This is a genomic window from Colwellia sp. NW0002-52-1, assembly GCF_057550865.1.
Genome location: NZ_BAAJLU010000003.1, coordinates 73213 through 85456 on the forward strand (window position 1 = coordinate 73213; position 12244 = coordinate 85456).

Annotated in this window: 10 protein-coding genes; 7 read left to right on the top strand and 3 right to left on the bottom strand. The window is 37.0% G+C overall.

What is annotated here, in order from left to right:
* The first annotated feature begins 67 nt into the window (after positions 1 to 67).
* Positions 68 to 763 (top strand): orotidine-5'-phosphate decarboxylase, encoded by a 696-nt coding sequence (pyrF, locus tag AC27H3_RS04540; RefSeq protein WP_487104089.1) that lies wholly within the window; start codon positions 68 to 70, stop codon positions 761 to 763.
* A gap of 133 nt (positions 764 to 896) precedes the next feature.
* Positions 897 to 1199, top strand: coding sequence for a ComEA family DNA-binding protein (locus AC27H3_RS04545; protein ID WP_085303682.1), 303 nt, complete (start codon positions 897 to 899; stop codon positions 1197 to 1199).
* A 239-nt stretch (positions 1200 to 1438) separates the two neighbouring features.
* Here the strand turns inward: AC27H3_RS04545 and deoD are convergent, their stop codons facing one another.
* The 3 genes from deoD to add form a co-directional block, all read right to left on the bottom strand.
* On the bottom strand, positions 1439 to 2143 hold the full coding sequence (gene deoD, locus AC27H3_RS04550; protein ID WP_487104091.1) for a purine-nucleoside phosphorylase: 705 nt from the start codon (positions 2141 to 2143) through the stop codon (positions 1439 to 1441).
* 124 nt (positions 2144 to 2267) lie between these two features.
* Positions 2268 to 2438, bottom strand: coding sequence for a XapX domain-containing protein (locus AC27H3_RS04555; RefSeq protein ID WP_487104093.1), 171 nt, complete (start codon positions 2436 to 2438; stop codon positions 2268 to 2270).
* 65 nt (positions 2439 to 2503) lie between these two features.
* Positions 2504 to 3508 (bottom strand): adenosine deaminase, encoded by a 1005-nt coding sequence (gene add, locus AC27H3_RS04560; RefSeq protein ID WP_487104095.1) that lies wholly within the window; start codon positions 3506 to 3508, stop codon positions 2504 to 2506.
* Positions 3509 to 3729: 221 nt separating this feature from the next.
* Between add and aroG the strand changes: the two genes are divergently transcribed.
* The 5 genes from aroG to AC27H3_RS04585 all read left to right on the top strand — a co-directional run bounded on the left by aroG (position 3730) and on the right by AC27H3_RS04585 (position 11915).
* Positions 3730 to 4788 (top strand): 3-deoxy-7-phosphoheptulonate synthase AroG, encoded by a 1059-nt coding sequence (gene aroG, locus AC27H3_RS04565; protein ID WP_085303672.1) that lies wholly within the window; start codon positions 3730 to 3732, stop codon positions 4786 to 4788.
* Between the two features lie 605 nt (positions 4789 to 5393).
* Complete coding sequence (locus tag AC27H3_RS04570; protein ID WP_487104097.1) at positions 5394 to 7016, top strand: efflux transporter outer membrane subunit; 1623 nt, start codon at positions 5394 to 5396, stop codon at positions 7014 to 7016.
* On the top strand, positions 7016 to 8341 hold the full coding sequence (locus tag AC27H3_RS04575; protein ID WP_487104099.1) for an efflux RND transporter periplasmic adaptor subunit: 1326 nt from the start codon (positions 7016 to 7018) through the stop codon (positions 8339 to 8341). The genes AC27H3_RS04570 and AC27H3_RS04575 overlap by 1 nt, the downstream gene beginning before the upstream one ends.
* On the top strand, positions 8338 to 11436 hold the full coding sequence (locus AC27H3_RS04580) for an efflux RND transporter permease subunit (protein WP_487104101.1): 3099 nt from the start codon (positions 8338 to 8340) through the stop codon (positions 11434 to 11436). The genes AC27H3_RS04575 and AC27H3_RS04580 overlap by 4 nt, the downstream gene beginning before the upstream one ends.
* Before the next feature lie 110 nt (positions 11437 to 11546).
* The gene (locus AC27H3_RS04585) at positions 11547 to 11915 is read left to right on the top strand and encodes an HIT domain-containing protein (protein WP_487104103.1); all 369 of its coding nucleotides are present in this window, start codon (positions 11547 to 11549) and stop codon (positions 11913 to 11915) included.
* Positions 11916 to 12244: the final 329 nt, after the last annotated feature.

Here is a 12244-nt window from a genome sequence, read left to right on the forward strand (position 1 = left end):
GCTTATACAGGCTTTTTAGCGCAAAGTTCGTTGTATTATTAAAATATTTATTATTGAGGAGAGTTGCATGAGAGATGCAAAAGTTGTCGTAGCCTTAGATTTTGATAACAAAGAAAAGGCATTATCTTTTGTAGATAAAATTCAACCGAGCGACTGTCGTTTAAAAGTAGGTAAAGAAATGTTCACACATTTTGGCCCAGACTTTGTTAAAGTACTTGTCGATCGTGGTTTTGATGTTTTTCTTGATCTAAAATTTCATGATATTCCCAATACAGTGGCTAAAGCTGTCGCTGCTACTGCTGAATTAGGTGTTTGGATGGTCAATGTTCATGCGTCAGGTGGTCTTAAAATGATGGTAAAGGCGAAAGAGGCGCTAATACCTTATGGTGACAAAGCACCTTTATTAATCGCTGTTACAGTGCTTACCAGTATGGGAGAAGAAGATCTGGCTGGTATTGGTATCACTAAATCTCCAGCTGAACATGTACAACACTTAGCCACATTAACTAAAAAGGCTGGTTTAGATGGTGTGGTTTGCTCTGCAATGGAAGCAGAAACATTAAAAAGCTTACTAGGGAAAGACTTTAAACTTGTAACACCAGGTATACGTCCTGAGGGCAGCAATGCTGACGATCAAAAACGTATTATGACTCCTCGTCAAGCGTTAGATGTTGGCGTTGATTATCTTGTTATTGGTCGCCCGATCACCAAATCTGAAAACCCACATAGCGTTTTACAAGAAATTAACCAATCAATAAGCTAAAGCTAACAAAAAAGTCAATTAATTTGACTTCTATTTGACAAATCTAAACAAGACTTCTAAACCTAATGAAGTGAATTATTATCTATAATGGTTCACTTATAAGGAAATTAACTCTATTTAGAAGGAAAGTTACATGAAAAGTCACATCTATTACGCTCTTATCGTTTTATTTACAGTACTGTCAATGCCACTACAAGCAGCAGGTTTTAATGACGTTCCAGACGTTGCTGCCGTTACAGAAATACAAGTGGTAGATATTAACCTTGCAGATATTGAAACTTTAGCCTTATTGAAAGGTGTAGGTGAAAAACGAGCAAAAGCTATCGTCGCGTACCGTGAGTCAAATGGCCAGTTTAATTCTGTTGATGATTTACTGAATGTAAAAGGCGTAGGGGAGCATACTTTACAACTCAATAAAGGAAGAATTAAGTTGTAATACTGATAGCTTCTCAACTTTCTTATGGTAGGGTGATAAAGCGCTTCGATGCTTTTTCATGACCTAAGCGTGAACAAAAGACCATATAAATTTAATGACTTGAATTAATCAATGTTACTTTAATAAATAGATTTGTATAGGCTCAGTCAATCTTAAGTGAAGTTGTGTGAAGTGAAGCTATCAAAATTAAAAAAGCCAGTCATTCGACTGGCTTTCTACTATTAAAATTAGCTATCAAGTTAAAGCAGGCTATCTAATGTTAATTCCATCATACCTTTAAACGTAGTTTCACGTTCGTCTGCTGTAGTTTGTTCACCGGTTTTAATATGGTCACTTACAGTTAATACTGTTAATGCTTTTTTACCGTATTCTGCAGCAACACCGTATAATCCGGCCGCTTCCATTTCAACGGCTAAAATGCCATATTTTTCCATTAATGCAAACATTTCAGGTTGAGGAGTGTAAAATAAATCAGAAGTAAATATGTTACCTACACGGATTTTTTTACCAGTTTTTTCAGCCGTTTTTACAACGTTATGTAGTAAATTGAAATCAGCTGTAACTGCGAAATCACAACCATTCATGCGTGAGCGATTTACATTTGAGTCGGTACTTGCAGCCATACCTACAATTATATCACGTACTTTTATATCATCACGTACGGCGCCACAAGAGCCTATACGGATAATACTTTCAACGCCGTAGTCTTTGTACAATTCTGTTGCGTAGATTGAGATTGACGGAATGCCCATTCCTGAGCCCATCACAGAAACAGGCTTACCTTTATAGGTACCTGTGTAACCAAACATGTTACGTACGCGTGTTACGCATTTTACGTCGTCAAGAAAGTTGTCTGCTATATATTTTGCGCGAAGTGGATCGCCCGGCATAAGTACCGTTTTTGCGAAATCGCCATTGTTTGCTTCAATATGTGCTGTTGCCATGAGTGTTAACCTTTGTTAGTGGTGTTCAATCACAGTAAGTTTCTAGCCTTTGCTGGTAATTTGTAATTCAGCTGCTATCAAGGATGTTTTACTGATATGTCTTTTAAATGTTTAAAGTAGGATTCTAACTGAAAAAGCGTTCAGTGATCCAGTGATAACCGATACCACCTAAATAAATGCCGAAAATACCAGCAATGCCAGACAAAACCGGCGGAGCGGGTATAGGTAATTTCAAAAATGAAAAAACCAATCCAACAAATATACCTGTGATTATCGCAATTATAACTTCGAACACGTGTTCTCCTAGTTGATTGTTAATCAGTTATTTTAACCTATCATTAACAATTTCAACAACACGGATTACTGTTTATTTGCTGCTTTTTGTTTTAAAAGCGCTTTGTCGCTATCTGATAAAAAACTTGCCTTTAAGGCGTTTTCTTGTAGTTGTTGTATATCTTTATCTGAAAAGCCTAAAGTCTCACGTGCTATTTTAAATTCGTTTTTAAGTTCAAAGCCTTGCACACCCGGATCATCGGTATTTAGACATACCAAAAGTCCACGTGCTAAAAATTCTTTAATTGGATGTTGGCTTAAGTCTTTAATCGTACCGGTTTGAAAATTAGAAGTAAGGCATGACTCTATAGCAATATTATGCTCGAGCATATAATCCATCAGCTTTTCATCTTGATAACAAGCAACACCATGACCAATGCGTTTAGCGTTTAATTGGTTAATGGCTTGCCATATACTCTCTGGCCCGGCTGCTTCACCCGCATGTATGGTGGCTTGTAATTGTGCTTTATTGACTTGTTTGAAGTGTTCAACAAACATTTCACCAGGAAAATTATACTCATCTCCCGCTAAATCAATCGCAACCAAATGTTGTTTATGAGCGAGAAGGCCATCTAACTCTGCTTGGCATTTATCAACACCAAAAGTACGACTTAAAATACCAATGAGGTTAATTTTAACATCATATACTTTGCAAGCTGCATTAACACCGTCTATTACAGCCGCAACAACATCAGCAATAACTAAATTATTATTCATTGCCATATAATAAGGTGAGAAACGTAATTCGGCATAATTAATACCGGCGTTGTATGCATCTTCGACGTTTTCATAGGCAATACGCTTACAGTCATCTAAAGTTTTGAGTACAGCGACACCCCAATCAAGTTTACTTAGAAAAGCTAATAAATCGCTTTCACTACCTTGAACTTGTACATGAGGAATGAATGCTTCGAAGTTATTTTCAGGTAAAGCTATGTTGTGCTGTTGTGCTAATGCCCATATGGTTTTAGGGCGAATGTTTCCGTCTAAATGACGATGTAAATCAATTAACGGCAGGTGAGAGTGGTTCATAATACTGTGCAACCTATATATTTGTTTGATAAAAAATACGACAAGCATCTAATAAAATAAAGCTAATTATTATCCGCTAAAGTCGAATATTTTTATTATACCGCTTTTTTCGTATTTTAGGTTGCTATTAGTGTAAGAACACTGATAAGTTAAATTTGGAATAATCATCTAGGTGTCTAGACGTAAATAATAAACAAAATTTTAGTATAAAGAGAAGCAATATGTTTGAGCAAACCGACGACGTTCGTATTAATAATATTAAAGAACTTTTACCTCCTATCGCATTACTTGAGCGATACCCTTCTTCAGAGCAGGCAACCAAGTCGGTTTTTACTGGTAGACAAGCCATCAGTAACATTTTTAATAACAAAGATGATCGTTTACTTGTCGTTATTGGTCCATGTTCGATACATGATCCAAAAGCGGCTTTGGAGTATGGCGAACGTTTAGTAAAGCTTCGCGAAAAATATAAAAACTCGTTAGAAATTGTCATGCGTGTTTATTTTGAAAAGCCCAGAACAACCGTTGGATGGAAAGGGCTTATTAACGACCCTTACATGGATAATAGTTTTAAACTAAATGATGGTTTGCGCATTGGCCGTAAATTGTTACTTGATTTAAATAATTTGGGTTTACCTACCGCAGGTGAATTCTTAGATATGATCACTCCGCAGTACATGGCCGACTTTATGTGTTGGGGCGCTATAGGTGCGCGTACAACCGAGAGCCAAGTTCATCGTGAACTCGCTTCAGGCTTATCATGCCCAGTAGGTTTTAAAAATGGTACTGATGGCACGATTAAAGTTGCTATTGACGCTATTGGTGCTGCAAGTGCTCCGCATCATTTTCTTTCAGTGACTAAGTATGGTCATTCAGCGATAGTTGAAACTACAGGTAATGAAGATTGTCATATCATTTTACGTGGCGGCCGAAAAACTAATTTTGATGCAGAGAGTGTTAAATCAGTTACTCAGCAGCTAGAAAAATCAGGTTTAAATACCAATATAATGATTGATTTTAGTCATGCCAATAGCAGTAAGAAATTCGAAAACCAAATGCTGGTGTGTAAAGATGTCTGTGCTCAAATGCGTAGCGGTAATGATGACATTTTTGGTGTTATGGTAGAAAGTCATTTAGTGGAAGGCCGCCAAGATTTAGCGGAAGGTGAAAAAGGTACTTATGGACAAAGTATTACCGATGCTTGTATAGGCTGGCAAGATACAGAAACCTTACTTGCTGAGTTAGATCAAGCCGTTACAGACCGCAGAGCTAATAAATAAACTTTAAACTGAGTAAATAATTAAAACACTTTAATTGTTTTTACTGAGTTTTGTCGTTTTAAAAGACATAGAAGCGCCAATCAATTAACCATTGATTGGCGCTTTTATGTCATCTGAACTATAGCTTTACTAGAAAAGCAAATTTTTAATAGCAGTAAAATAATAAACAACGGAAAAACAAAATATTCATTTAAAGCTTTTCGTGTTCTTACTTTAAAAACGTTGTTTAGCGTATGAAATAAACCACTCGTCTTATTGTTCAAAAACTTATGTAACCTGAACTCTGGATAATGAGTGCTTGATACTCAACTGAATCAAAAGCTTAGTTGATAAAGTAAATGCTCTAGCCAGGTGAACATCACGAATAGACATCATCAATGCTTCATTTTATGCCATTTTTAAGGCAAAACGTTTATGAATAGCGCGCTATTTATCGACGTTTTAACGCAGAAAATGGCTTAAAAGGGAGCATTGAGCAAGTGCTGCTTATCCAGAGTTCAGGTTATGTAAAGCAGTGTAAAGAATATTGTGTGTAACTTTACTCAGTCATACTATATTGTTAAATCAATAGTTTAAAAATGTAATTGTTACTATGAGGAAGGATTTTGAACGTTCGTTTTAACAAAGCAACAGAGTTGGTAGAGCTGGGGTTTTCTCAGAGTTCGAGGCAACTTAGTTCGCCAAAAAACAAGCTAAATTCTAAGTGTTGCTTAGCTATTAGCTTAGCGCTACTCGTTGGCGCTTGCAGCAGCCCAAGTGGACTATCTCATTCAAAACCAGAGGCTCTAGTTGATAAAAATATACCTATTAAATGGCAATCTGATGTAACAACGAATGAAGTAATCCAAGTAAATGATGGCTGGATAAAAAGCTTTAATGACAGGGGTTTAGAAGAATTAATAAGTTACGCGTTACAAAGTAACTACACACTGAATGCTGAAAAAGTGAGTGTGGCACTTGCAAAAGAAAGAATAAACATAAGCTCGTCAACTGATCTACCTGAACTTTCTTTATCTTTAGCAAATTCAAGACGCAAACAAGTAACAAGTAATACTACTAGTTATCAAACCAGCGCTGATCTCAGTGTTGATTTAACTTACGAGCTTGATCTTTGGGGGAAGCTGTCTGACCAACAAAATCAAGACCGACTAAATTATGCCGCAGCAATATCTAATTATCGGCACAGTGAACTCACGTTAGTCGCTGATATCACTAAAGCTTGGTTTGATTTAACACAGGCACAACAGCTGCTTAACTTATATCAAGAACGAGCAGATAACTTACAACGCAATTTATCAATGATTCAATCATCTTATCAATTGGGTTTGAATGATGCGTTAGATGTTTACCTAACTAAAAATACCGTTAATCAAGAATTAGCGCGTGTGGCAGATCAACAGCAAACCTTAAACATTAAAAGTAGAGCACTTGAGTTGCTCATGGGTGATTATCCGCTAGCAAATAGAGTAAGTGAACAAAGCCTTCCTGTTATTAGTGAAGAAATCAACCTAGGCTTACCTGCACAACTACTCACCAGAAGAGCAGACATTCAAGCAGGGTGGTTAGAATTGTTAGCGTTAGATGCTGGGTTAGCTGTAGCACATAAACAACGTTTTCCTAGTTTTAATTTAAATGCAGGGCTAAGTGATAGTGCCAATGAACTCACTAGTTTACTTAATGGCGGAGCATTAGCTTGGTCTTTAATTGGTGGGATAGCCAGTCCGTTATTTAATTCAGGTCGATTAGAGTCACTAGAAGCACAAGCAAAATTGTCTGTTGTGCAAAAAGAAAAACAATATTTACAGCAAGTTTATCAAGCGTTTGCTGATGTTGAAAATAGCGTAAGCGAAAGAGAATCCCTTAATCAACAATATAGTTTTTATTTAAAAGCGCAAGAAAATGCCATCGCGGCAGAAAAGCTTTCATTTGATCAATATTTGCGTGGCTTAGTAACCTATACCACAGTATTAGAGTCTCAACGTCGTTCGTTTGACGCACAAACCACCGTTATACAGTTAACTAATCAATTACTGCAAAATAGAATTGAAATACATCTGGCGTTAGGTGGTGATTACCTTGATACCACGAATAAATTGAGCAATAACGAAGTACAGAACAACCAGATAGCTAATAACCCAAAAAATGATAACCAAAGAATTGATAGCCCAAAAACTAGCGGTAACTCATCACCCACATCGTTAACTAACCGCACAAGCATGGAAAAATAATGTCGTTAAAATTAAGAAAACTACTGCCAATCATTGTTTTATTATCGCTCTTATTCGCTGCGTATATAGTAACGAGTAATCCACCTTCAGCAAAGCGAGGTCAGCCCAGTACAACGCCACAGATCAGCGTTGAAGTTGCAAAATTAATACGAAAGGATCTTCCTATTGGGATCGATAGTTATGGCACGATAAAACCGCGTACTCAGAGTGTGTTATTACCGCAAGTGTCAGGACAAATTATCAGTATTAATCCTAAATTTAGAGCCGGCGGATTTTTCGAAGAAGGCGATATTTTACTGCAATTGGATCAAAGAGATTTACTCGCTGAAGTTAAAATTGCCCAAGCAAATTTATTTAGTGCACAACAGAGTTTTAGCGAAGAGCAAGCCCGAGTTGAGCAAGCAGAGCAAGATTGGCAGCGCTTAGGTAATAACAAAAAAGCTCCTGATTTAGTGCTTCGAAAACCACAATTAATGGCGGCGCAAGCCTCAGTATTTTCAGCCGAAGCCAGTTTATCTAAAGCTGAATTAGCGGTTGAGCGTAGTAATATTATTGCACCCTATACAGGCCGAGTATTAAGCAAATCTGTTGATGTTGGACAAGTGGTGAGTATAGGTACTCAACTTGCTGAAATTTATGCCGTTGATTACGTTGAAATTCGCTTACCATTAAAAAATAAAGACTTAGCATATATGATATTGCCTGAAAGCAATCGTTTTGAAAATGCTGCAGTTCGAGAACAACCAGGCGTGACAATATTCTCAGATTTAGCCACCCGTCAAAGTTGGCAAGGTAAAGTTGTGCGTACTGAAGGGGCGTTTGATGAAGAGTCGCAACAATTATTTGTTGTAGCACAAATTGACGATCCGTACGGAGAAAATGAAGGCAATGGTTTACCTTTAAAAATTGGCCAGTATGTGAGCGCAAAAATTAAGGGTAAAACTATTGAAAATGCATTGAGTATTCCAAATAAAGCGATTTATCAAGGCAGCTACGTTTATGTTGTTGATGATAATGTACTCAAACGTAAAAACATTTCGATCGCTTGGCAAAGTGAAGACGTAGCGGTTATTAAATCGGGTTTAGAAGTTGATGAATTGTTAGTATTAACCCCTTTAGGTCAAGTTACTTCAGGCACAATAGTGAGTATAAATAGCATCGATGGGAAGTCGGTAAAAACAGCTAAAAAAACCAGAGAAAAAGCTAACTCTAACAAAAGGCCTGAGAAAAGACCTGATAAAAGACCTGATAAAAGACCTGAAAAAAATGCAGAATCTAAACAGGGTGAAAAGCAAGCGTTTGATGATAAAGGAGCTAAGTCATGATCGAATGGTTTGCTAAAAATCATGTTGCGGCTAATTTATTGATGATCACCATTTTATTGACCGGTATTTTCTCAATAAAAAGTAGTATTCCATTAGAAGTTTTTCCGTCTTTTGAATCTGAAATAGTGAATGTTTCTGTTACTTTACAGGGCTCTACACCAGAAGATGCAGAGCAAGGCGTAGCCATACGCATTGAAGAAGCGGTTCAAGATCTTGAAGGTATAGAAAAAATTATTAGTACCTCTGTTGAAGGTGGCGCTTCGGTTCGAATTGAAGCAGACTCGAGTATCGATGTTCGAGATTTACTGGCTGATATTAAAAGCCGTGTAGATGCGATAAATACCTTTCCCGTTGATGCAGAAAAGCCCGTTACCGCAATCGCGCAACGTATTCGTAATGTTATATCAGTTACTATTGCCTCTGATTACGGTGAAAAAGAGATACGTGAATTTGCCGAGCAAGTGCGTGATGACTTACTGAAATTACCTCAGGTAACGCAAGTAGCGTTAGATGCTGTTCGTGATTATGAAATTAGTATCGATATTAATCAAAGTAAATTAGAACAGTATCAATTAACCCTAAGTGAAATATCAACAGCCATTAGTAATAGCTCTGTGGATATTTCAGCAGGTAATGTGCGTACCGATGGGGGTGATGTACTAGTACGTAATATTGGTCAAGCCTATCGTCGTGACGAGTTTGAAAAAATTGTAATAAAAACTAATACCGATGGTACGTTTCTTTTATTACAAGATATAGCAACAGTAAATGACGGTTTTGAAGAAACGCCACTGCGCGCCCGTTTTAACGGTCAGCAAGGTGCGTTAATAGACGTGTATAGAATTGGTAATCAAAGCGCAATTGACGTTGCTGATGCGGTTAAAGAATATATCGATGACCGTCAAGATACCTTACCTCAAGGCTTTGTGCTTAGTTATTGGGATGATGATTCTGAAATTGTAAAAAGTCGACTTAACACTTTAATTAGCAATGCGTTACAAGGTGGCTTTCTTGTTTTAATTCTACTGACATTATTTTTACGTCCTTCGATAGCTTTTTGGGTATCTATAGGCATACCGATAAGTTTTATGGGCGCATTTATCGTTATGCCATTCTTCGATATTTCTATTAATATCATGAGTTTATTTGGTTTTATTTTGGTGTTGGGTATAGTTGTTGATGATGCCATTGTAACCGGCGAAAATATTTATCGGCATACCCAAACAGCATCTAGCGGTTTAGAGGCCGCCATTAAAGGAACACAAGAAGTTGCAACCCCAGTAACTTTTGGTATTTTGACCACAGTAGCAGCCTTTTTGCCGTTAGCTTTTATTGAAGGGCAGCGAGGCGCTTTATTTGCACAAATTCCGATTATTGTTATCCCGGTTTTATTGTTTAGTTTAATAGAGTCTAAGTTTGTACTACCTTCACATTTAAAGTCGCTACGTTTGCGCAGTGAAAGTACCAAACAATCTAAATTTAGTGTTTGGCAACAAGGCTTTGCTGATGGCTTTGAAAATGCGATCCTTAAATACTATAAACCATTGTTGGCATTGTCTATTCGTAATCGTTTAACTACAGTGGCATTGTTTTTTGGTGTTCTTATTCTAATTGTAGCCTTTATTACTAGTGGCTGGACTCGCTTTGTATTCTTCCCACGTATTGCTAGTGAAACAGCGCTTGGTAGTGTCACTATGCCTGTGGGTACGAGTTTTGATGTAGTAGATTCATATGTTGAAAAAATGTCTAATTCTGCGAAATTACTGCAAGATAAATATCGTGATGAACAAGGCCAAAGCTTGATTTTAAATACCTTAGCTATCACCAGTGAAGAAAAAGGTCGTGTACGTTTTGAAATATTAGCTGCTGATAAAAATACCACCGGCATTGGTACTGCACAATTAGTTAAAGAATGGCGAGAATTAATTGGCCCATTACCGGGCGCCGAAAGTGTTACGTTCAGAGCAGAAATAGGTAGGGGGGGGGATCCCATTGATGTTCAGCTCTCCGCAACAGATTTGAAAACATTGAAACTGGTCTCTGATGAAGTTAAAAACCGTATTCGAACTTACCCTACCGCTTTTGAAATAGCTGATAGTTTATCCAATGGTAAAGAAGAGTTGCAAATACAATTAACAGCGCAGGGCTATGCCATGGGTATGAATAACACTTGGGTTACAAGACAAGTTAGAGATGCTTACTTTGGCTCACAAGTTCAGCGTATTCAGCGTGGCCGTGATGATGTAAGAGTTATGTTGCGTTTTCCATTGTCAGAGCGGCAATCAATATCAAAACTAAACGATATGCTGATAAATACTCCAAGTGGTGGCAAAGTACCTTTATCACATGTTGCCACATTAAAGCCCGGTAAGAGTGCGTCTGCTATTACTCGTATAGACCGATACCGTACGATTAATGTAACCGCTGATGTTGATAAAAATGCCACTAATATGACCACGTTAAATGCTGATCTTAATCAGTTTTTAACCGAGTTAATGAACAAATACCCAGGTGTTTCATATAGTTTAGAAGGTGAAGCACGTGAGCAAGCTGATTCTTTTAGCAGTTTAGCTTGGGGCTTAGTCTTTGTATTTTTTATTATTTATTGTTTATTAGCGATACCTTTTAAATCTTATGTACAGCCGATCATCGTTATGTCGGTTATCCCGTTTGGGGCCATTGGTGCAATCATAGGGCATTGGATCATGGGTATGGATTTAACCATAATGAGCATACTAGGTTTAATGGCGCTTATTGGTGTTGTAGTAAACGACAGTTTAGTCTTAGTTGATTTTATAAACGCAAAAGTTCGTTCTGGCATTAAAGCTTATGACGCAGTATTAATTGCGGCTCAATCTCGCTTTCGTCCAGTAATGCTAACATCATTAACTACTTTTATTGGTTTAATGCCTTTACTGTTTGAAAAAGCTACACAAGCTCAATTCTTAATACCTATGGCGGTTTCATTAGGTTTTGGGATAATATTTGCAACCTTTATTACGTTAATTCTAGTGCCAGTAAATTACTTATTAGTTGAAGATATAAAAAAAGTATCAAACAAAGGTAAGCAAAAATTGATTGGTCAGTTTACATAGCTAAAATATATAAAATCTAATGCAGTTAAACGAATGATAAGCCTTTGTTATTCGTTTAACTCTTGGTTAAACTAAGGTGAAATAGTATTTAACCCAACTGAGATAATCTGATGGCCAACATAAACTCTCCAGAAGAAACTATATTTTCTAAAATTATTCGCCAGGAAATACCAACCCCATTACTTTTTCAAGATGATTTAGTAACTGCATTTCGCGATATTTCTCCACAAGCCAAAAGTCATATTTTGGTGATCCCAAATAAACTCATTGCCACAGCTAATGATATTGAACAAGAAGACGAGTTGACCATAGGCCGTATGTTTAGTGTTGCTAAAAAACTGGCAAAAGAAGAGGGCATTGCAGAAGACGGGTACCGTTTGATCATGAACTGCAATCAACATGGTGGCCAAGAAGTTTATCATATCCACCTACATTTAGTAGGCGGCGAACCCTTGGGTAAAATGCTAAATATTAGCTAATTTAGCTTCGATCTTTAGTCATTATCTCTAGCTATTGCCTTAAACCATTATGACTACTTCTCTGAAATACGGGTTATTTCAGAGAAGTAGTCATAAAAAATATCAGCCTGGAACAATAAACTTAACAGTAAATAAGCTTTTAAGCTGCAGGCACTAATCAACATTGCAATGTCTATGCTTATTTTTAATTATTCAAGAAAAAACCATAGTGATTCCAATAAAGTGATGGTGCAAAATAATTGTTCCGATTTAATCGCAATTTAATTACATAAATTTACTTTATATTTGCCAAATAAGCGCTGATTTAGCGTATATTCCAAGTGATAGAA

Bases quoted from the DNA above. Each gene is read 5' to 3' on its own strand.
- pyrF (WP_487104089.1), top strand. From the start codon at position 68: ATGAGAGATGCAAAAGTTGTCGTAGCCTTAGATTTTGATAACAAAGAA.
- AC27H3_RS04575 (WP_487104099.1), top strand. From the start codon at position 7,016: ATGTCGTTAAAATTAAGAAAACTACTGCCAATCATTGTTTTATTATCG.
- AC27H3_RS04580 (WP_487104101.1), top strand. From the start codon at position 8,338: ATGATCGAATGGTTTGCTAAAAATCATGTTGCGGCTAATTTATTGATG.
- deoD (WP_487104091.1), bottom strand. From the start codon at position 2,143: ATGGCAACAGCACATATTGAAGCAAACAATGGCGATTTCGCAAAAACG.
- AC27H3_RS04585 (WP_487104103.1), top strand. From the start codon at position 11,547: ATGGCCAACATAAACTCTCCAGAAGAAACTATATTTTCTAAAATTATT.
- add (WP_487104095.1), bottom strand. From the start codon at position 3,508: ATGAACCACTCTCACCTGCCGTTAATTGATTTACATCGTCATTTAGAC.
- AC27H3_RS04545 (WP_085303682.1), top strand. From the start codon at position 897: ATGAAAAGTCACATCTATTACGCTCTTATCGTTTTATTTACAGTACTG.
- aroG (WP_085303672.1), top strand. From the start codon at position 3,730: ATGTTTGAGCAAACCGACGACGTTCGTATTAATAATATTAAAGAACTT.